Annotated in this window: 19 protein-coding genes; 4 read left to right on the forward strand and 15 right to left on the reverse strand. The window is 51.6% G+C overall.

Features of this window, described 5'->3' with window-relative positions; all coding sequences use genetic code 11:
- Positions 1-171: 171 nt before the first annotated feature.
- The 9 genes from rfbC to M8T91_RS12990 form a co-directional block, all read right to left on the reverse strand.
- Positions 172-720: a dTDP-4-dehydrorhamnose 3,5-epimerase gene (gene rfbC / locus M8T91_RS12950; RefSeq protein WP_301414581.1), complete on the reverse strand. Its 549-nt coding sequence runs from the start codon at positions 718-720 to the stop codon at positions 172-174.
- 68 nt (positions 721-788) lie between these two features.
- On the reverse strand, positions 789-1,760 hold the full coding sequence (rfbA, locus tag M8T91_RS12955) for a glucose-1-phosphate thymidylyltransferase RfbA (RefSeq protein ID WP_367317720.1): 972 nt from the start codon (positions 1,758-1,760) through the stop codon (positions 789-791).
- A gap of 50 nt (positions 1,761-1,810) precedes the next feature.
- Positions 1,811-3,445, reverse strand: a complete 1,635-nt coding sequence (locus M8T91_RS12960) for a polysaccharide biosynthesis/export family protein (protein ID WP_301414582.1) — start codon at positions 3,443-3,445, stop codon at positions 1,811-1,813.
- A gap of 71 nt (positions 3,446-3,516) precedes the next feature.
- Positions 3,517-4,749: a KpsE/RkpR family capsule polysaccharide export protein gene (locus tag M8T91_RS12965; RefSeq protein WP_301414583.1), complete on the reverse strand. Its 1,233-nt coding sequence runs from the start codon at positions 4,747-4,749 to the stop codon at positions 3,517-3,519.
- A 31-nt stretch (positions 4,750-4,780) separates the two neighbouring features.
- A complete protein-coding gene (locus M8T91_RS12970) occupies positions 4,781-5,470 on the reverse strand; it encodes an ABC transporter ATP-binding protein (RefSeq protein ID WP_301414584.1) in 690 nt (229 codons plus the stop codon).
- Positions 5,467-6,258: an ABC transporter permease gene (locus M8T91_RS12975; RefSeq protein WP_367317721.1), complete on the reverse strand. Its 792-nt coding sequence runs from the start codon at positions 6,256-6,258 to the stop codon at positions 5,467-5,469. The genes M8T91_RS12970 and M8T91_RS12975 overlap by 4 nt, the downstream gene beginning before the upstream one ends.
- 680 nt (positions 6,259-6,938) lie before the next feature.
- Positions 6,939-8,192, reverse strand: a complete 1,254-nt coding sequence (locus M8T91_RS12980; protein ID WP_301414585.1) for a Y-family DNA polymerase — start codon at positions 8,190-8,192, stop codon at positions 6,939-6,941.
- Entirely contained in the window at positions 8,193-8,582 is a 390-nt protein-coding gene (locus M8T91_RS12985) for a LexA family protein (RefSeq protein WP_301414586.1), read from the reverse strand.
- Positions 8,583-8,898: 316 nt separating this feature from the next.
- On the reverse strand, positions 8,899-10,986 hold the full coding sequence (locus M8T91_RS12990; protein ID WP_301414587.1) for a multicopper oxidase domain-containing protein: 2,088 nt from the start codon (positions 10,984-10,986) through the stop codon (positions 8,899-8,901).
- Between the two features lie 1,193 nt (positions 10,987-12,179).
- Between M8T91_RS12990 and M8T91_RS12995 the strand changes: the two genes are divergently transcribed.
- Positions 12,180-12,542 (forward strand): glycosyltransferase family protein, encoded by a 363-nt coding sequence (locus M8T91_RS12995; protein ID WP_301414588.1) that lies wholly within the window; start codon positions 12,180-12,182, stop codon positions 12,540-12,542.
- Here M8T91_RS12995 and M8T91_RS13000 read toward each other — a convergent pair.
- From M8T91_RS13000 to M8T91_RS13015, 4 genes are all read right to left on the reverse strand, one after another.
- Positions 12,505-12,942, reverse strand: a complete 438-nt coding sequence (locus tag M8T91_RS13000) for a potassium channel family protein (RefSeq protein ID WP_301414589.1) — start codon at positions 12,940-12,942, stop codon at positions 12,505-12,507. The two genes, M8T91_RS12995 and M8T91_RS13000, sit on opposite strands and share 38 nt — an antisense overlap.
- On the reverse strand, positions 12,929-13,384 hold the full coding sequence (gene tadA / locus M8T91_RS13005) for a tRNA adenosine(34) deaminase TadA (RefSeq protein WP_301414590.1): 456 nt from the start codon (positions 13,382-13,384) through the stop codon (positions 12,929-12,931). The genes M8T91_RS13000 and tadA overlap by 14 nt, the downstream gene beginning before the upstream one ends.
- 150 nt (positions 13,385-13,534) lie before the next feature.
- Entirely contained in the window at positions 13,535-14,344 is an 810-nt protein-coding gene (locus tag M8T91_RS13010) for a putative RNA methyltransferase (RefSeq protein ID WP_301414591.1), read from the reverse strand.
- Positions 14,341-15,975 carry a GMC family oxidoreductase gene (locus tag M8T91_RS13015; protein WP_301414592.1) on the reverse strand — a complete coding sequence of 545 codons (1,635 nt, stop codon included), beginning with the start codon at positions 15,973-15,975 and terminating at the stop codon, positions 14,341-14,343. Before M8T91_RS13015 ends, M8T91_RS13010 begins: the two co-directional genes overlap by 4 nt.
- A gap of 158 nt (positions 15,976-16,133) precedes the next feature.
- Here M8T91_RS13015 and M8T91_RS13020 point away from each other — a divergent pair, with 158 nt between their 5' ends.
- From M8T91_RS13020 to M8T91_RS13030, 3 genes are all read left to right on the forward strand, one after another.
- Positions 16,134-16,748: a class I SAM-dependent methyltransferase gene (locus tag M8T91_RS13020; RefSeq protein ID WP_301414593.1), complete on the forward strand. Its 615-nt coding sequence runs from the start codon at positions 16,134-16,136 to the stop codon at positions 16,746-16,748.
- Between the two features lie 400 nt (positions 16,749-17,148).
- Positions 17,149-17,637 (forward strand): hypothetical protein, encoded by a 489-nt coding sequence (locus tag M8T91_RS13025; protein WP_301414594.1) that lies wholly within the window; start codon positions 17,149-17,151, stop codon positions 17,635-17,637.
- 72 nt (positions 17,638-17,709) lie between these two features.
- Entirely contained in the window at positions 17,710-18,201 is a 492-nt protein-coding gene (locus M8T91_RS13030) for an RDD family protein (protein ID WP_301414595.1), read from the forward strand.
- A gap of 8 nt (positions 18,202-18,209) precedes the next feature.
- Here M8T91_RS13030 and lptG read toward each other — a convergent pair whose 3' ends face one another.
- A complete protein-coding gene (gene lptG / locus M8T91_RS13035; RefSeq protein WP_301414597.1) occupies positions 18,210-19,271 on the reverse strand; it encodes an LPS export ABC transporter permease LptG in 1,062 nt (353 codons plus the stop codon).
- Positions 19,264-20,436, reverse strand: a complete 1,173-nt coding sequence (lptF, locus tag M8T91_RS13040) for an LPS export ABC transporter permease LptF (protein ID WP_301414598.1) — start codon at positions 20,434-20,436, stop codon at positions 19,264-19,266. Before lptF ends, lptG begins: the two co-directional genes overlap by 8 nt.
- Positions 20,437-20,486 lie beyond the last annotated feature (50 nt).

Genomic DNA, 20,486 nt, shown 5'->3' on the forward strand with positions numbered 1-20,486 from the left:
GCATTGCTGGCGACTTCAAACGCGGAAACGATCACTCCTGCATTGATTGCAAACCTACAATCCGTTGACAGGTTATAGCTCAGCGCTTCCAGTGCAGCTTTGTCGATCTGTAGCTCCACAGTTCTGGAGTGACCTATGATCAAGTACCTACATAAACATACACACCACAATCTACGGGAAAGTTACGGCTTTTTTCAGAAGCTTCCCTTCCGCATCTTTGGTAGAGAGTCTCGGGGCTTCGCCATTTACCAGAGGCCATTCGATGGCGAGTTCCGGGTCATCCCAGCGCAGTGAATGTTCGTGCTCAGGGGCGTAGTATTCCGTGCATTTGTAGACGAACTCGGCCTCGGCACTGGTGACATAGAAACCATGGGCGAAACCCTCCGGGACCCAGAGTTGGCGTTTGTTTTCTGCGGACAAGGTGAAGCCAACCCATTGGCCGAAGGTAGGAGAGTTTTCCCTCAGATCAACGGCTACGTCAAAGACTTCACCTTTAATGACGCGAACCAGTTTTCCCTGGGTCTTCTCGGTTTGGTAATGCAGGCCTCGCAGGATTCCCTGGGTGGACCTGCTGTGGTTGTCCTGGACAAATGCACGTTTGGCGCACTCATTATTAAACAGGTCCTGGCGGAAAGACTCGAAGAAAAATCCACGTTTGTCACCAAAGACTTTGGGTTCTATGATTTTTACATCGGGAATGGCTGTTGCAATTACATTCATACTGTTTTGTATTCGTCTTGTTTTACCCGGCAAACACAAGGATCGCCCCCACGGATCAGGCCAATTGTTCAGCCAGCGGCGGCGAAACGTTGCTGGTTAAAGGGGGAGCTTTCAACGGTTTCCAACAGTAGGTTCAGCAGATATTCGCCATAGCCGCTCTTTCGCAACAAGTGGGCCTGCTTTTCCAGCTGTTCAGCTGAGATAAAGCCCTTGCGGTAGGCCACTTCTTCCGGGCAGGCGATTTTCATTCCCTGGCGCCGCTCGATGGTCTGTACAAAGTGCGCGGCTTCCAGCAGGTTGTCATGGGTACCAGTATCCAACCAGGCGCTGCCACGGCTCATCAGCTCCACATTGAGCTGGCCGCGTTCCAGATAGGTTTTGTTGATGTCAGTGATCTCCAGCTCACCGCGGGGGCTGGGTTTAACTTCCCGAGCAATGTCACACACCTGGTTGTCGTAGAAGTAGAGACCGGTGACTGCATAGTGGGATTTCGGCTGTGCCGGCTTTTCTTCCAGGCTGACTGCCTTGTCTTCCTTGTCGAATTCCACTACACCATACGCACTCGCATCGGCAACGCGGTAACCAAATACCGTAGCGCCGACCTCCCTCACATCGGCATGCTGTAATAACTGACTGAAATTCTGCGCATAGAAAATATTATCCCCCAGTACAAGGGCACTATTTTGGTTACCCACATGTGCTCTGCCAATCAGGAAAGCTTGGGCAAGGCCATCTGGTGAAGGTTGTACCGCATATGAAATATTGATGCCCCACTGAGCACCATCTTCCAGCAGGCGTTGATACAGGCACTGTTCTTCAGGTGTTGTAATGATCAGAATATCCTTGATCCCCGCCAGCATCAGTGTCGTCAAAGGATAATAAATCATAGGCTTGTCATAAACCGCCATCAGCTGTTTACTGACGCCTTTAGTCAGAGGATACAAACGCGTACCTGATCCTCCTGCCAAAATTATCCCCTTTCTATCGGAAGAGCCCGGCATTACCATTTCACTGCCCCCAACTTTTTTAATAATTTTCATTACATTTATGCGTTGTAATTTTGTCAGTACAAGTACAACAATCCGCCTAATTAAAAAGACAGGACAGCTGCGGTGCCCACCGCTATACGGTACAGTATTTCCGTAATATCTTTAGTTACCTGTAATTCACTGGAGTGAATCTTGGGCATTACCATGATTTCATCACCGGGACGTAACCGGTCACCCAGGCGATTATCGAAATCTCTGTCCTCAATTCGACTAATGGTTCCATCCAGATGTAAAATGATCAGCTCCTCCTGGTTGGCATTGTTGGCAAACCCCCCTGCCAATTCGATATATTCTTCCAGGGTGCGCTTTTTACTGTAGACGAGGGAAGTCGGGAAAATAACCTCTCCCACAACAGAAACCGTGGAAGGCTTTAACGGTACAACAAGTTCATCGCCATCTTCCAGTAACATCTCTACAGCATTGGGGCTATTTGCAATCACAATTTGTCCCCGAGGTTCTGCTTTACGGGCCTGCTCGATAAAGTTTTGTATCATGGCTGCATTATCTTTCTGCGCTGCCTTTTCGAGATCTGTATTGGGCTGCCTTGTCAGCACCTCCATTTGTAAGGCATCCAGAGAGCGATCCAACGCTGCCCGCTGCTTTTCTGCAACACTTTTGCGATAAAGCTGTACCGCGGATTGATCCGCGTTTTCACGAAAATTCAATCGTATCATCAACTCATTCAGTGTGGCGCCATAGGGCATTACATAAGTAGCCGGACCATCCAGCTCACCGGAAACACGAATTGAAATCGATTTGATATCGTTGTCACGTACAAGCTCCACCTGGGCACCAGGATAGAGACGCATTGTCATCGCCTCAGTCAGAGGTAAATAACTCGCCTGCCGCAATCCATCAACTACCTGGGTGATACGAGCAAAATTGGCTTGAGGGTCCGGCTTGGTTACCAGAAGTACTTCTCCCAATTGTGTATAAGGACCAATGAATTCCATTTGTGCCGCCTGCTGCACAGCGCCCTTAATAGTCACTGAACCTTTGCGCGAGCCTACAACCACCACATCTCCACTGCGCAATTGCAGTGAGGGCATGATCCCTTTTACCAGAAAATTATAGAGATTGATCTTTTGTATCGGTTTACCACCGCGCATTACCGTGATATCAACAAAACTCCCACTTTCTGGATCTATACCCCCAGCACTATCCAGGTAGTAGAGAACCGAATCGGAGGAAAAGCCATTATATAAACCGGGATTATTGACGTATCCGGTAACAAATACTTTTACCGGTTGGCTGGCTTCCAGGTTTGCATAGGCCTGTACATTTTTCTTGAATACACGTTTTACATAGCGCAAGACAAAATCATTGAGCGCACCGTTTTTAACCCCTCCCACATGGATCGGTCCTACCTCCGGTACAAAAATATTCCCCTGAGGATCTACTGGCAAAGTCGCATTAAAGCTATAGGCACCCCACAACTGCAGCGTTATTTGATCGCCCACCGTAATACGATAATCCGGATTAAAACCACTGAAAGGCTGATCCTTGAAAGCCCCTCGGAAAAGAGATTGACCAAAAACAGGCACACCAGGTTGTGGCAATTCCGAATCTTCTTTATTGCCTAACAGCTGCGTTTCAAGAGCCATGGCCTGCGAGCATATAAAAAATGCCAACAGGACTAGACCTAAACGATAACTTCTTACTTTTCTTGCGGTCATTTCTGCCAATCTATTTAACTAAATTTACTCTTTCAACAAGCAAGACTGCTGCACCACCCTTGCAACCTCTCCTACATTCTATGATCACGAATACTGGCAACCAGCATTTTTCCAATCCCATACAGCAGCAGCAAAATAATGGACAAACTCACCAAATTATATAATTTACGCGGATATTCCGGCTCTTCTGCCAGAGAAGGCTGTACAATCACCATCAAATGCTTCAGCTTCCCGGAAGCTTCCATACGGGCAGTCTCCAGAGCCTTTAAAGAAGCAGCATAGGCATCTGTTGCAAATTGCAGATCAAGCTCCAGGTTTTGAAACTGTGCCCCCAAGCTATTCAGCCTTTGCTTCCCTTCCTTATCTATACCCACCAAACGAACTTTTTCCATTTCAATTTGGTGCTCTAGGGCATCAATTCCCGATTGCATGGAAATAATCTGGGAGGAGTCCGGGTTCAAATAGGTCTTTGCCGCCGTATACTCGGCACGCCGCTCTGCAAGCCTGGCTTCAAGTCCCTGGATAATACTACCAATTCCTTTGGTCAGCTCTTCCGGGCTCACAATTTTATTACGATTCTGAAAATCCAGAATTTCCTGTTTTGTACGGCGTAGATTCCTTTGGGCTAACGCCAATTCGCTTTTTACAAATTCAACCTGCTTATCCGCAAGCTGATTACTGATCGCATTCACAAAATCTTCTGATTTTTGAATAACAGTCTCAACTAAATGCTGGGCAAAACTCGGATCAAACGCTTGCATCTCAATGGTAATAATGCCTGTAGTCTCATCCATAGCAACCCTAATATGCTGTCGATAATACGCCAGATAATCTTCCTGGGTTGCATCTGCATCAAGACGGGAGAATACGTCGTGGCGATTGCTCTTATAATAATTTGCGAGATCCAATTTTTCATCCAGATACAATGCCATATCCAAAGACTGGATATAATTGACCACCAAAAATACATCCTGATTATCAGATCCCATACCCGGAACCAGAAAGCCCAGCGCGTGGGATGCCGTTTGAGAGGCGGCGCTGTCTTTCACTATTAGCTGCGCATGACTCACATAACGCTCCGAAACCAAAAACACATAATAGGCTCCAACAATCAACAGGGGGGCTGCGACAAAGAGCAACAGGCCACGCCAACGGCGTAAAAACTCTGCAGGCTTTCGGTGTGTATCATTTACATCACCCGAGAGATCTCTTACAGCCTTCCTTACCGTATGAACCATCCCCCGCAGAGCCTTGCTTGCCACTATTTCGGCTTGCTCATCTGTACGCGATTTTTTTGCTTCCATAAAATTTAATTTACGCTACTGATTTGAGTATTTACGATGCTGTTTTGCTATTCTGCTGAGGAGCTCCACCTTTCAGATAGAGAGCAATAGCTTCATCCATAGATTTACAAATCTTTACTCTTCCCTCTTCAAGATAGATTCCTACTTCACAATTTTTTCTCAGCAATGGCATCGCATGAGCAACAATAATAAAAGTGGAGGTCTTGCGCTTTTCGGCAATTATCGCCTCACACTTATTCTTGAATTGGGCATCCCCTACTGACATCACCTCATCCACCAAGTAGATATCAAAATCAATAGCAATACTCAGCCCAAAAGCAAGACGTGACCGCATTCCTGAAGAGTAATTCTTAATCGGGGCATCAAAATAATTCCCAATCTCGGCAAACCCCTGAACTGTATCCATCACCTTGCGCTGGCCAGCACCCCAGACGCCATGGAGCCCGCAGACAAAAGCGACATTCTCCCTACCGGTCATACTCCCCTGAAAACCACCGGCCAATCCCATTGGCCAGGATATTCTCTGGTTAGTAATCACCCGTCCGGAATCGGGGTAATCAATTCCACCCATAATTCGCAACAGTGTTGACTTACCGGCTCCATTACGCCCAAGAATGCCTATATTTTTGCCCTCAGGAAAACTAGCATTGACATCCTTGAACAGGACATTACGCCCTTGGGGCGTCCGGTAGGACTTTGTAAGATTCTCCAGCTTAATCATTGGCTGCGTACCAAGTCACGCCAGCTCACCCTATAAACCAACAGCCCAAATGCCAGCATACCGACTGCAGTAAATGTAAGATGCTGAAAGCTGGCATACATACCATGGTAATTGGCAAACAAGCCCTGGCGGGTCAGTTCTATCACATGCAACAGGGGGTTCCAGATCAAATAGGGGTGATACTCCTTTGGGATCTGGTCGAGCGAAAAAAATACACCTGATATAAAGTACAGGGGTCGCACAAGCACAGGCAGCACTTTAGAAAACTCTGGATACCTTTCTCCCACAACACAAAGGACCAGACTCAGGCCCAGGCAAAATCCAAAAAAAAGAATATTGACTTCAACCAACAAAAGAAAATTACCAAAGGCAGCTTGCACACCGCACCATGCCAGTACAACAAGCAAGGCGATCAGGCTTAACAGGTAAATAATGAACTCCAGCAAAACCCTGCTGAGCACAGCATCAAAAGGACGCAACTGGCGATAATTAAATAACCCGCGATTGGAAGCTACAGTAGCCAGGCTTTTGGAAAAGCAGTGACTAAAAAACAGAAATGGCGCTATCCCTCCCAACATAAATAACATGGTAGGGATACCCGGATAAAACTCCCTGCCCAGAAAGCTGAAAACTGTTGCCAGGACCATGATGTGCAGTGCTGGCTCGAGTAGAGCCCAAGCATATCCCAGTCGCCATTTGCCAAAGCGGGTTTTCATCTCCCTAACCAGCAGCGCATGAATCACATCGCGCTGGATCTGCCAAACGGTACGCTGAACTCTAGGACCCATATTTTTCTATCTGCTTGAATATATGTGAACCAGTTCCTTCACAGCCAAGAGGAGGAACAATTAAAATCTAACCAAGTTCATGCAAGAGAGATTGATTTTGTAGCCGAGAGCCCTGAGCAGCTAAAGCGTGCCAAACCTAGTTCTCTACCTGTGAGCAACATTTAAACTGCATGTTATATAGCCAGTTTTCTTGAAGCGTTCACCTCACACCTCATTTTGCGCAGCATCCTACCACAGCCCACTGCGTGGGTCACACTGTGCCTATTGCATGCCATTACGTATTTACTACAACGTTCAACGTTCTTATCAGTCTGTTTGGCTTCTCAATAATAGAAGCGTTACGCAATCGGAAAAGTCTGACAAGGAACCATTCTTAGTGGTCACCATTAGGCAAATGGTCTATGGCGTTCAAAAAATAAACATCCGGACTTGTAAATCAGACAAGATACCATGGCTGATTTTCAACACAATCCCACCTGCGATTTACAGCTATGGGTTTCATTGACAAGAGAAATAGTTACCACCTGGTAAAGAGCAAGCGGGATTCCGACCTCAACACTGACAGAACCAATTGAGCAGAAATACAACCCTTTGCGATGCACTGTTTCTCTGCGATGGATTACTCCGCGCTCAGGCAGTACAATTCCACATAGTCAAACTATAATCCAGTCAGTTAGCGTCTATGTCACAACCTCTGGCAAATCCCCCCACCTGGTTGTATAGGCCGGTGACGTGTATGCCTGCCGCATTTTCCACTTCTTCTGAACACCTTCAGCACCCAGGAACAAAGTGCCCCGGCCAAAACGCTGGTTGACCTGGTCCAGGACCCGCATCGTCCTTCCTATGTGGGCTGGCTGTCCTGAAGTAAACAGGTCCCCCTGCCCCAGCGACCCCGGCACCAGTTCAACCAGGCCAATGCCAGCTTTCATAAAGTGACGACCAGGGCGATACAGTCCAGCAATCGCTTCCTTTGCCAGCTGCACGATCAGCCGGGTGTCATCAGTTGGATACGGCATCTGTACAATGGTACTACGACTGTAATAGTTGGGCTCGTGGGGCGATGTATGCAGGAACAGATGGATCGCCTTCACCAGTGACTGCTGGGCACGCAGCTTCTCTGCCGCCCTGCTGGCATATAGGGTAACTGCCTGCTGTATTGGCTGTAATTCACTCAGCTTTGTGCCAAAGGAGCGGGTGCAATAGATCTGCTTCTTTACCGGGGGCTGCTCCTCCAAGGGAATACATGGGACACCATTCAGCTCTTCAATAGTCCGCTCAATATTCACATTACTATAACGGCGCAGGACCTTGGGATTAGCCTGTGCCAGATCATAGGCGGTCTCAACACCGAATCCGGCCAGCCGTCTGGATAAACGACGACCGATACCCCACACCTTGTCCACGGGTGTACGACGCTGGAACCATTGCCACTTCTCGGGTGCGTCCAGGGCGCATACACCTTCGCACCCAGGCAGTGTCTTTGCTGCCCTGTTGGCCAGTTTGGCCAGGGTCTTGCTAGGGGCGATACCCACACCCACGGGCATGCGAACGTCCCGCCACAGCGTCTGGCGAATCTGTCGTCCGTAATCCAGCCAAGGCTTTCGTAGGCCCTGAAATTCAAGGAACATCTCGTCAATACTGTACACCTCCACTTCCGGGCTGAACTGCCGCAAAGTCGTCATCACCCGGTGCGAAATATCCCCATAAAGAGGGTAGTTACTGGAGAAAATAGCCACCTGGTGCAGCCGCAACCGATGCTCAATCTTAAAGAAAGGCTCAAGATCGCCGATACCCAACGATTTGGCCTCTTTGGAACGTGCCACAACAAAGCCGTCGTTATTGGAGAGTACCACTACCGGCTTACCGCGAAGATCCGGTCGAAAAATTTGCTCACAGCTGGCGTAACAGCTGTTGCAATCCACCAGTGCCAGCATTCACAGAAGCCGATGGTAGCGAATGGAAGCCTTGACCACCCCTTCCACAATGAATTCCTGCCCTTGCCGGATAGGGATTGGCGGATACTGGCTATTTGCCGATAAAAGGCGTCCACGGTGGCGATCCAGCACCTTGCAGACCAGTTGTCCATCCAGGGCGACCACCACCACATCGCCCTGTACTGGTTCCAGGGAGCGATCGACAATCAGCAGATCCCGGTCAAAAATCCCAAGTCCCTGCATTGAATCACCATTGGCACGTGCCATAAAAGTTGCCGCGGGGTTAGTGATCAAGTGTTCATCAAGACTAGGGCCGGGCTCTTTGTGATCATCTGCCGGGAACGGGAAGCCGCAAGCAATACTACAGCCATATAAGGAAACACGCTTCATCCAGGGGGTACTACTCAGATACTGTACATACGTACAGTTTAGCCTTGTAAAGCATTACCGCCAAGGTTTGAGACTGACCGGTAGGCCGGGTATTATTCACATAGCCAGCCTGATTGCTCTCCTGCCTTTAGGCTTTACCCACAGCGCGTTTTACCGACCATAGATTCCCTAAAGTCAAATCCACTACCGGCAATGCATGCCATGCTCAAAGAACGCCACCAGATTAGGGATTTCCAGAAGTTTAAACAGCATTCTTATTCCACTGGGCAAATCACTGACCGAAAGCCACTTTATACCAGCAGGGGAGGGACAAACTTCAAAACCGGAGTAACACGCCAACGCCCCCCTGATAATCATTGTCATAGGTGGCGGCAAAGGACAAAAAATCCGAATGCCAGTAAGTAAGTGCCACGAGGTACTCGGATTTGGAGAAGGAATCGTACTCGTACTCAAAGCCTAACCCGAACCGGTCGATAATCGCCAGTTCCCGACTAATCGTGATCCGCCCGTTGCCGCGGTCATCCGCCCACAACAGGGCATTAATTTTGAAAGGCAAAAGGCAGTAGAAGCCCGCCACGGCACGGGTGCGGTGGGGCGCAAGGTCGGTGTCGGTATTAACGCCCACAAAACCGGAGAAAAAACGGTTCACAAAACGATAATAACCAAGCGTCGCCTGATACTCATTGCTCCAGTTGCTCTCCCAAGTCAGGAATACATCGTTATGGTTATTGCGCGTAATCATGAAACCTGTGTTCATATTGGTCTGCAGGCCAATATCTGCCCAGGCATACCAGGGGTCTTCCAGTGCTTTATAGCGAATCGCCTGAATCTCCGGTGACACTTCCGTGCCTTCGTAATGAACAATTCGCGCCATACCGGATTCCAGGTGATACAAAATATGGCAATGGAAGAACCAGTCTTTCTCCTCGTTGGCTCTGAACTCGATCATGGTAGTGCTCATCGGTGCCACATCCACCGTGTGTTTTAAGGGCGAATAATCGCCCTGGCCATTCACTACCCGGAAAAAGTGGCCATGCAGGTGCATGGGGTGGCGCATCATGGTGTTGTTTACCAACACAAACCGCACATTTTCTCCTTTCCTGATCCTGATATACGCATCTTCACTCAGGGTTTTGCCATTCATGGACCACACATAGCGTTTCATATCACCGGTCAGCATCAACTCCACAATACGGGTAGGAGCGTGTTTGGGCAGGGCAGTGGAAGTCACCGAACGCAGTTGCTGGTAAGGCGCCGGTGGACGTTGTTGCACATCGCCACCGGTCAGTATGGGGCCTTCGATATTGGTGATATGCCTCACATCAGGTTTGGGCATCCCCCCGGGGCTTTTATGTCTCTTCTGGATACGCTGAATCAACTCGGCACCCACATTGGCTGCGTAGGTATAGATATTGGGTTTCTCGATAACCGGCGCATAGACTTTTTCGCCCCGCCCGATCCAACTGGAGGTATGGTTGGAACCATCGTAATTGGTGGCACGAAACTCCAGGCTTTTGCCCTCGGGCACCGTGACCAGTATGTCATAGGTCTCCGCGACAGCGATTAACATGCGCGGCAACTCAACCGGTTCAATGTCTTGGCCATCGGCAGCAATAACGGTCATTGGGCCACCTGCATAGTTCAGGTAAAAATACGTGGAGGTACTGCCGTTAATAACCCGCAGCCGAACCTGCCGACCGGCTGGCTGATCCACATCCCAGTCCTTTCGGCCATTGGTGATGACCCTGTCGTAAGCGATATCAGAGACCTCAGCATTGACCAGGGAATACAAGTTGCGTTTCGTCACATTGCCAATGGTTCCCGCCTGAATGGCGCCAAACAGGGTTTGCGAGTTACCGGTGCGGATGGCAAAGCCTTCATTATCGCGTTTGAGCTTTCGCAGTGTCTCTTCCGGGCGCTCATCATTCCAGTCTGCCAGCATAATGATCTCATCAGCTGGTGCATTGGGGGGGCGCTCTTTGGGGTGAATAAGGATGGAGCCGGTCAGGCCGTACTGCTCCTGCAACCCAAAGTGCGAATGATACCAGTAAGTGCCACTCTGCTTGATGGGGAATTCATAGGTGAAAGCACTGCCAGGCATAATGGGGGCGTTGGTTACGTAGGGCACACCATCCATGTTATTGGGTACCAAAAGACCGTGCCAGTGGATTGTAATGGGTTTTTCCATGCGGTTTTCCACATGCATTACGGCGTAATCGCCTTCGACAAACTCCAGTGTCGGGCCAGGTAACTGGCTGTTAATGGTGATCGCCTGAACTGTTTTTCCTGTAATACTCCTGGGCTCACGATCCACAACCAAAGTGTATTCCACACGTTTTGATAACACCGGCAATGATATCAATACCAATAGAATGCAACTTATCCATAAAAATAGAATTTTCATGCTGTTATCTCTGAAATACACTCAACCTCAACGGGCAAGGGTCACTCTTAAATAAGCCGGAAAATTTAATCGGCAACTTGTACAATAAAAGTCACTTTTTCTCTTATTTATTATTTAAGCTTTTATTTTCCCAAAAAATATGCCATGGGCACCCCAGTCCATTTTGCATCCTTCCTTTTGATCGCTTTGTTATTGATTCCCCCGGGATTCTATCCAATCGCCATGGAAATCGTGTATGACTGCATGTATTTATTCGATCACTGTGTAAATATTAAAAAAACGAGTTAGCCATCATGAAATACATCTTCTGCACACCAACAGTCCACACTGGCTTGCAAACGGTGCACTGTCGATCATCTGCCTTATCAATACTCACTCACCAGACCAGCTATCACTTGAGTCAGCAGAGAAAACAACAGCCATCTGCCAGCGGTAGCACAAAAAACCTCCAACCTTAGAATCAAACATGAATATCCAATTGTAGTTGCGACATCGGCCCCATGGGGAATTGCCCTGGCTGAAGACGGACTGCTTCTGGAAAGACAATGTCAGGGGGCAACAGGAAGCACGCCCGGACAGGTTACTATCGGACTACCCGGAACCCCCATAGTAGTATTCCCCAGTACTCAGGTGTCTTGTGACAGATACAGAGCCTCCCACGCCCTACACCGGCCCACCAGAGTTGTGGTGCTGTACATAGCCGTGGCTCTATCGGCTGGCAGATAATGGAAGCTAGCCATCATGCTCCCGCAGTGCTGGCAAGAATTGAAGCGCCAGTTCACCTGTCAAACCATCCGCAGACCCGGTCCTTGCTTTCCCCAACCCCGGCTCCATTGGCAGCAATCTCCCTTATATAAGCAGTAGCCACCAAGTAGAGCCAACTGAGCAAATGTAAGTGCTGCCAAACCCTGGCAAGAAACAAAAACCGAGGTATTTCCAGCATAACCGGCGACAGCGACCGCCTCCGTTCAGATGCTCGACACTGGGACACAAACAGTCATGGCTTATATCGCCCAAACCGCACTTACGGGACCGGCTTCAACAGGATCTGTACTCTGGAGGACGAGGTACAACTGGAGCCGGGTTCGACAGGGTTCTGGCGGAGATATATCCGCCTGATAGGGGTCAAACTCAGGAAGCGCCGCTGGTGCGGAGTGCAGGGATATCTCATCAACCGAGAAGGGATACAGAAAGTGTTGAATTATGCCAGCCGTACTTTGGAACCCATCGACAAAGTTATTGGTCACTTCTGGCTATTCGATCTGTATGTGTATGGCGTTGAGCCGCATTTGCTGTGGGAGACCGAACAGGCCCCAAGCATCGCGAGGTCCAATATGGGCAGAGCCAAGGTCACCCCATGGATGTACTGGTTACGCCCTATTGGAAAACTGTGGCGCAGTGCCGGGCAACCTTACTATCTGATCCGCCACGACGCATTTTATCCGGCACAAAAACCCCACCGATATCGGGCGCACAGTGAGAATAAAAACCTGACACCCGCTTCAGAGAGCAGCAGCGCTAGTGCTCCCAGTGTCTTTGCATTTTCACGAACATAAACGAAGCGGTCCAGGTAATCATCATCAGTCCCGTCAGCGCCTCCAGGCCCGCAGTGAAACGCAGGTGCCCGAGAGGTTCAATATCCCCGAAGCCGAGTGAAGTATAAGTGGTGAATGAAAAATAGGCACAGTCGAGCAGGCTGCCATTAAAGTTACCAATCAGCGTGCCAAAATACGGTGAATTCACCATAAAGTAATAGCTGTAGGCGAACAGCCAGATCTCTGCCACATGGGCCAGCAGTGCGCCAAATACCCCGATCATAAGCCCCACATTGTACCGCAAGGAGTGCCATTGCCCGATACGAGCAAGCACATTAAGGGCTGTCTGGTGAATCAGCACGACGACCGCAATAACAATACAATTGATCACAAAGGCAAAGGCCGTCTCAGCGTCGATCATGAAAAAACTCGCGCACCAGTTTTCCGGCTTCCTCAGCCATAATCCCGGACTCTATATAAATCTTATGGTTAAAAAACTCCATCTGACCCAGCCTTAAGTGGCTCTCTACAGCACCCGCACGAGGTTCGCAGGCACCATAGACCAGGCGTCCAACCCGCGCATGTACCAGTGCGCCAAAACACATGGTACAAGGCTCGATGGTGACATATAGCGTAGTATTTGGCAGGCGGTAATTTTGCAGCCTTGCGGCCGCACGGCGCAGGGCGATAATTTCTGCGTGAGCGCTGGGATCGCAGTCTCCGATAGGGCGATTGCTACCCTCACCGATCACCTCACCATTATGCACCAACACTGCCCCTACCGGTACCTCGCCAAGCGAGGCCGCAATTTCTGCCAGTTCCAGGGCCCTGCCCATAAACCCGTAATCTTTTGGTGTTGCCATGAATCCTTCTGGTTACCTCTGTTTCACTCACAGACAGCCCCGAAGCGGGACAGACTGCCAGCGACGGGCTCACACGCGCTCTGGAATACAGGCAGCTTTGACAATTGTACCGATGTTTCAATAGCAATCATCAAACAAACCCTGAAAGCGCTATTTGGGTGCCGGATTAATAAAACGGCGCACGACAAAGTCGGCTTCCAGTGTCAGGCGGTCCTGCAGCGCCAACGCAGCGCGAGCCTCCCGGTTTCCCTTCCAGGCGAGTGGTGTCATGGCGAGGAAGTCGGCAATTGCCGAACAGCCTCGCAGCTCAAGTGGGAAGCAGCAGCGCAGATCCACTTCGGGATAAAGCCCTTTCACAACCCTGGGCACAGGGTGTTTGCGCGGCTCTTTATATAGTCGGCCTTTCAGGGTCCACAGATGCTCAGGACCGGGGGACACATCCAACAGGTATCCCCCGACTTTTAAGATCCGCAACATTTCGCTATCCGGCGCTGGTGCAAAAATACGCAACAGATAATCCACACTATTCGGGGCAACCGGCAGATTGGCACTGCTCGCCACAACAAACTGGGCGCCACTGTCCGACTTGGCCGCCATGCGCACCCCAAACTTGGCAATATCCACACCGGCAAGGGCATGCCCGTGCCAACCGGCAGACTCCAGTTGGCGCAGATAATAGCCCTCACCACAACCGATATCCAACAGCTTGCGCCCCGGTCTCTGGGGGAGCAGTGCTGTAATCGCCTCCACCAGCGGGCGGTAGTGCCCTGCCTTGAGAAAGCGCCGCCGCGCCCGCAGCATTTGTGCCGAATCCCCGGGTTCTTTGCAGCGCTTGCGGTACACGGGCAGGAGGTTGACGTAACCCTCCCGGGCACAGTCGAAACTGTGCCGGTTACTACAGTGCCAGGACTTTTTACCCGGTATCAATGGCTTTGCACAGAGAGGGCATTGCCAGATCATTCAGTTTCCTGGAGTTGTATGTGTTGCATCAAGGACGGCGACGTGCGCTGCAGGATAAGGTCCGCCGCCTTTTCTGCAATGGCAATTACAGGCGCATTGGTGTTGCCGCTGATCAGAGTGGGCATTATGGAGGCGTCTACAACCCGCAGTCCATCCACCCCATGCACTTTTAACTCGGCATCAACCACGGCAAGTTCATCACTACCCATTTTGCAGGTTCCCGCCGGATGGTAGATGGTCTCAGCATTCTGGCGAATAAAGTGCTCTATAGCAGCTTTGTTCGTGAGCTTTTGCTCCGGCAGCCAGTGGCGTTTCTGATAACGCAGTAAATCCTCCTGGGAGAGAATATCCCCGGCCATCTCAAATGCCTCCAACATCACCTGCAGGTCCTCGGCTTCACTGAGATAACGGGGCTGAATACGCGGCAGCGCCCGCGGATCATGCGTATCCAGGGTGATTTCTCCGCGGCTTTTGGGGCGCAGCGCACAGGCGTGCAGGGAATACCCATATCCGGGCTTCTTGATCAGGCCGTGTTGGAATAGCGGTGCCGCAGTGAGATGAAATTGAATATCCGGACAGCCATTGGCCAGGGTGGAACTGGCGAACCCCCCGGCTTCGGCGACGTTACTGGTGAGTGGTCCCCGATTCAGAAACCAAAACTCAGGCGCGCGCAAGGCGCTTTGCAGTTTGGGCCACAATGACTCAGAAAAGCTCACCGGGGCCGAAGCCTCTATGACCTGGGTTATATCCAGGTGATCCTGCAGATTCTTCCCGACACCGGGCAAATGGTTCTGGGGCAGCAGATCGAATTTGCTCAGCTCTTCCTGCGGGCCAATACCGGAAAGCAGGAGAATCTGTGGCGACTGGATCGCCCCGGCACAGAGCAGAACCTCCTTATTCGCCAAAATCTGCTTGCCGCTGATCAATTCCACCCCCACCGCCCGATCTCCCCTTAAAATCAAGCGGGCGACCGGGCTTCGGGTACAGATGCGCAAATTTGGCCGTCTCTTGACCGGGTGCAAATACGCTGCAGCCGCAGAACAGCGGCGCCCCCTGCGCTGGGTGACTTGGTAAAAGCCAACGCCCGACTGCTGGCCGCCATTGAAATCATGGTTAAACCTGTGTCCTGCAGACTGAGCAGCCCGAACAAATGCCTGCCCCGCCTCCGTCTTCCACTTCAAGTCCGCAACAGACAGGGGCCCATAGCCGCTGTGGTACGCATCGCTCCCCCGCTCATTACCCTCCGCCAACAGGAAATACGGTAAAATGTCGCGCCACCCCCAACCGGGGTTGCCGGCAGCTTCCCAGGCATCGTAGTCCTCGCCATTACCACGGATATAAACCATGGCATTGATAGCGCTGCTGCCGCCCAGAGTGCGTCCCCGTGGCCAGAACAAGCGTCGATTCAGCAAATGCACCTGGGGCTCAGTGTAGTGGTGAAGGTTGTAGCGCGTACCCGGCAACAGGTAGCCGATGCCCAGAGGCATGGAAATCAGCGGACTGCTATCGGATGGTCCAGCCTCCAGCAGGCAAACCCGGTATTGCTCATCGGCGCTCAGTCGGTTGGCCAGCACACAGCCGGCAGAACCGGCACCTACGATTACGTAATCAAATACCATTTGAGCAGACATAAGAGCGCAGCCCCTTTGCAACTGGATTTCTCACGACGGTACACTCAACCAGAAGCAAATAACAGCCAGGTGGGGCATCCTTTGTGAAGGATTGCGAATTCAGTGATAGGAAAATCCTGCAAAGTTGGCACAGAAATGCCAGGGAGTGGGTACGGGTAATGGAAGAAGCCGCAATCCCCAGCCGCAGGCTGGTAACCGACCGGGCAATTATCGACGCGGTGCGGGCGTGCCGACCCGAGAGTGTATTGGATGTCGGTTGTGGGGAGGGCTGGCTAGCCCGGACCCTTGCAACAGAGGGGATTGAGGTCTGCGGCATCGATGGCGTTCCCCACCTGATCGACGTGGCACAGCGCCGTGCGGGAAAACACCAGATGTTTCGGCTGCTTTGTTATGAAAATTTGTGCGCCAAAACCCTACAGCGAACATTTGACCTGATGGTGTGCAACTTCTCGCTGTTCGGAGACAAGTCCGTTGGGATTTTCTTCAGAGAGGCGAGAGACCTGCTGCATCCAGAAGGCCATCTGCTTGTACAAACTCTACACCCCCTACTCTGTTGCGGCGAATCGCGCTATCGGGACAGCTGGAGGAAGGGCACCTGGGAGGGCATTGAAGGGTGCTTTGCAGATACACCTCCATGGTATTTTCGCACGCTGTCGAGTTGGATCAGACTGTTCACAGACAGTGGTTACGCATTGACCACACTACAGGAACCTCTCCATCCGGATACGGGCAAGCCGGTCTCCCTGATCCTGTGTGGACAGCTTGAACCCTGACACCAGCATTCCACACTGAAGGGCTTTACTGGCCCTTCAGTATAGATACGATCACGCCAGATGCCCTGTGAAAACGGCAGACTGAGCGGCCAGCAGGATCGACAGACCCGGCGCACAAGATCAATTTTTCATCAAATCTGGCGCCACAATATCAAAAAAATAATAAAAAAACCTTGGCGCCACCCTGCTCCCAGATCCGACCCCATGGACGAAAATGAAAAAACCCCCAATTCATGCGGTCTGTGGGGAAGGAACTGCCATTTCCCGACTGTCCAGTATGAAAAGTTGCAAGAGCCGCCTAATTAATCCAGGGAAACACTTGCATATGGGTGTCCCATAATTAATTCAATCACCGCTTGCGGCCACCCAAGTGAACAATCATGCCTACGGGGGAGATACAATGGTACTCTGCAGTTTCCGAGTCGGTTTGCACAACACCCTGCCAAAGACATTCGGTCTACTCTTGCTCTCCGCCTGCTGTCTCTGCTCCGCCGACGACCTGTTTATCCCCGATTCCCACCAGGCACTGAATATACAATCGGAAAGTGTATTTTTCTCCGACAGTGCTTTTGCCATGGATAATACGGCCTTATTCCAGGCCGCAGACTACCTCAGGAATAACACCATGAGTGGCGTGCAGCGGCGCCTGAACTACCAGTGGCTGCAAATGCATACCAACCCGGATGAATTCCGTCCCACTACCGGCGGCAAAGTGCTTTCCAAAATCCTGAAAATGGGCTGGGAAACCTACAAACAGCGCCACAAGCGGACTGTGCAAAACAGCCTGCTTCGCTATACCACCCATCAAGGTAAAATCGGCAGTGTCATCGATTACGACATCAGACTCTCCAACGACAAGTTTCACTTTTCCTTTGAGTATGAATTTTAACACTTGAAGGCCCCTCCTGATTGCCCCAAGATTTGTTAGAATCTCCGCCAAAACCCGTTGGCGGAGACAACCTTGAGTACCTCGACCCGTGCAGCTGCATTTTCGGATCTGCCGATCGCCGGTGTCGGCCGGCGCCTGGCGGCGCTGCTTTACGATCTCCTGATTTTGGCTGGACTAATAATGGTCTACGGCTTTGTCGCCATACCCGTGGCATCGGTCTTCGGGAAACTGAACTGCCAGCCGGAAACCCTCGATTACAGCCCCTGCGTGGGTGGCCCCCTATTCCAACTGGGTGCAGTTGCAGTGATTGCCGGTTATTTTTTCTGGTCGTGGCGCGCAGCGGGACAAACAGTCGGCATGCGTGCCTGGCGATTGATGCTGGCCAACCCAGACGGCATCCGGTTGACCTGGGGACAATGTCTCCTGCGCGCTACAGCGGCCCCCCTCTCTATCACCTGCCTGGGCCTCGGCTATTTTTTGGCTTGGGCCAGGGCGGATAAAGCCAGTTGGCAAGATCTGTTTTCCAAGTCCCAGGTGCGCCTGCTGCCCAAGAAGAAACAATAGTCCCCCACTCAGCGCGCGCGCTTGAGCAATAACCAGCCAGCGGCAAAGCACAGCACTATCGGCACTAGTATCGCGAGAAATGGCGGGAAGCCAAATACCAGTGAGGAGGGGCCAAGCATATCCTGCACTGTTTGGAAAACGATACCCACAATAATGCCGGTAAAGACCCGCAGCCCGGTGGTCACTTCCCGGAGTGGTCCGAATATAAAGGAAATAGCCACCATCACCAGACCGGCAATCGTGAATGGCTGCAGGAGTTTTTTCCAGAATTGCAGCCAATATCGGCTGGCATCTTCCCCTTTGCGATCGAGGAAAGAGGCATAGGACCACAGATTCCTGGGAGAGAGATCCGAGGGCAGTGGCACAATCAGCGCAAACAATTCCGGTGAGATTTCCGCTTTCCATACACTGGTTGGCAACTGTGCACTGAAGGCATTTTCCGCGGAAAACAGGGTAATGCGGCTGTTCTCCAGCACCCATTGTTCCCCTGTAAACTGGCCGCGCTCAGAGAATTCCACTTTTTCCAGCTCCCGGTTGTCGCCGAATTGGTAACGGGTCACCCCGTAGAGCGCCCCATCCGGCAGGGCGGCATTGAAGTGCACGAATTCACCGCTGTCTCTCAGCCAGAGCCCCCGCTCCAGGCCGCTGGCCTCAAGCTCCCCAAGCGCCCTGGCCTTGCTGCCCTCCGCAATCACATTGGTCTTGGGAATCACAAACTCTGCCAGAGCGAGCCCCGCCACAATGAGCACGAGAATCGGCTTCATCACCGCCCAGGCAATACGGCCAATGGACACACCGGCAGCTCGCATGACGGTCAGTTCGCTGGTACCGGCCAGGGTCCCCAGCCCAACCATACAACCCACCAGAGCGGAAAATCCCAACTGTCCATAGATTCGAGCAGGCAGTGTCCAGGCCACATACTGCACCGCCTCGCTCAAGCCATATCCACCCTCGAACTCACCCAACTGATCGACAATAGCAAAAACGATATCGAGACCGAGAATAACAAGCAGCACAGCGCCAATTGCCAGGGTGATCGTGCGGCCAATATAGAGATCCAGCTTAAGCATCTGCCGGCTCCTTTGCCCCTTCCGGCAAGCGCCCGGGTCTGCGGCGCCATTCCCTGCCAGCCAGGAGCAATAACCCAAGCAACAGGAAAGGCAGGTGTACCAGCCAGATCACACCCGGAGTAGCAATCTCGCCGTCCTCAATCGCACCGCGAACCCCCTGCAATGTCACCAGATAGGTGATATAGAGCAGCACCGCAGGGATCATCTTGGCAAACCGTCCCTGCCTCGGATTGGTGCGTGACAGCGGCACAGCCAGGACTGCAACAACCAGTACCAATAGTGGCAGACTCAAGCGCCAATATAGAAACGCCTTTTCCTTGGGATCGTCACTATCCAGCAGCTGCAGAGTGGAGGCCGACTCCATCTGGTCGCGCCAGCGATTGCGCATTTGCGGCGCTTCCAACAGTACCGCATAACTGGCAAACGCCATCTGCCGGTAATCCCGCTGGCCGGGAACACCTTCGTAACGGTAGCCGTCGCGCAAAACCAGATAGCGTAACCCCGTCTCCGGATCTATCTCCTGTACACCTTCACGGGCGCGAATGACGACTTGATGATCCGCTTCGATCCCGGCACCTGAGGCGCCCAGCTCTGCAAGGAATACCCCCTGCATGGTGGATTTGTCCTCACTGAGGAAATCGGCGTAATATACCGCGCGACCATCCCCGGTGGAGACAAATTTTCTCGGCACAAGATGGTCAAATTCATTGCGGGATTTTTCCGCATTCAACAGGCCCGAGGAATACGCCACCCCAGCCGGTGAAAAGTATAAACTCATGGAAGCCACCAGCAGAGCCACCATCAGCGCCGGAACCAGGGTGTACATTAGCAGGCGCCACTCGCTAAAACCGCAAGCGTGCAGCACTGTCATTTCACTCTCTATATAGAGCCGCCCGTAGGCGAGGAGAATGCCAACAAACAAACCCAGCGGCAATACCAGCTCCAGAAACCCCGGCAGGCGGAACCCCATCAGGGAAAAAAGGATATCGGCCGAAATATCACCTGCAGCGGCCTCCGCCAGATATTTTACAAATCGGCCGCTCATCACCATTAACAACAAGACTGCGCTGACTGCCAGCGTGGCAAACAGCAGCTCGCGGCAGAGATAGCGAAAAATAATCACGGGGCGAAGGCATTCCTCAATGGCAATGGTGTGATACTGCACAAGTTTTTCACTGGGTACAGCAATCCCCAGACGGTCAGGTTAAACTAGTG

This window comes from Microbulbifer sp. MI-G (assembly GCF_030440425.1).
GTDB classification, from domain to species: domain Bacteria; phylum Pseudomonadota; class Gammaproteobacteria; order Pseudomonadales; family Cellvibrionaceae; genus Microbulbifer; species Microbulbifer spongiae.

Excerpts from the sequence above, each read along its gene's own strand:
- M8T91_RS13010 (WP_301414591.1), bottom strand. The coding sequence starts at position 14,344 with ATGATCTGGCAATGCCCTCTCTGTGCAAAGCCATTGATACCGGGTAAA.
- M8T91_RS13020 (WP_301414593.1), top strand. The coding sequence starts at position 16,134 with ATGGAAGAAGCCGCAATCCCCAGCCGCAGGCTGGTAACCGACCGGGCA.
- tadA (WP_301414590.1), bottom strand. The coding sequence starts at position 13,384 with ATGGCAACACCAAAAGATTACGGGTTTATGGGCAGGGCCCTGGAACTG.
- M8T91_RS12970 (WP_301414584.1), bottom strand. The coding sequence starts at position 5,470 with ATGATTAAGCTGGAGAATCTTACAAAGTCCTACCGGACGCCCCAAGGG.
- M8T91_RS12990 (WP_301414587.1), bottom strand. The coding sequence starts at position 10,986 with ATGAAAATTCTATTTTTATGGATAAGTTGCATTCTATTGGTATTGATA.
- rfbC (WP_301414581.1), bottom strand. The coding sequence starts at position 720 with ATGAATGTAATTGCAACAGCCATTCCCGATGTAAAAATCATAGAACCC.
- M8T91_RS13000 (WP_301414589.1), bottom strand. The coding sequence starts at position 12,942 with ATGATCGACGCTGAGACGGCCTTTGCCTTTGTGATCAATTGTATTGTT.
- M8T91_RS12960 (WP_301414582.1), bottom strand. The coding sequence starts at position 3,445 with ATGACCGCAAGAAAAGTAAGAAGTTATCGTTTAGGTCTAGTCCTGTTG.
- M8T91_RS12980 (WP_301414585.1), bottom strand. The coding sequence starts at position 8,192 with ATGCTGGCACTGGTGGATTGCAACAGCTGTTACGCCAGCTGTGAGCAA.
- M8T91_RS12985 (WP_301414586.1), bottom strand. The coding sequence starts at position 8,582 with ATGAAGCGTGTTTCCTTATATGGCTGTAGTATTGCTTGCGGCTTCCCG.
- lptG (WP_301414597.1), bottom strand. The coding sequence starts at position 19,271 with ATGCTTAAGCTGGATCTCTATATTGGCCGCACGATCACCCTGGCAATT.
- M8T91_RS12975 (WP_367317721.1), bottom strand. The coding sequence starts at position 6,258 with ATGGGTCCTAGAGTTCAGCGTACCGTTTGGCAGATCCAGCGCGATGTG.
- M8T91_RS12965 (WP_301414583.1), bottom strand. The coding sequence starts at position 4,749 with ATGGAAGCAAAAAAATCGCGTACAGATGAGCAAGCCGAAATAGTGGCA.
- M8T91_RS13025 (WP_301414594.1), top strand. The coding sequence starts at position 17,149 with ATGGTACTCTGCAGTTTCCGAGTCGGTTTGCACAACACCCTGCCAAAG.
- M8T91_RS13015 (WP_301414592.1), bottom strand. The coding sequence starts at position 15,975 with ATGTCTGCTCAAATGGTATTTGATTACGTAATCGTAGGTGCCGGTTCT.
- rfbA (WP_367317720.1), bottom strand. The coding sequence starts at position 1,760 with ATGAAAATTATTAAAAAAGTTGGGGGCAGTGAAATGGTAATGCCGGGC.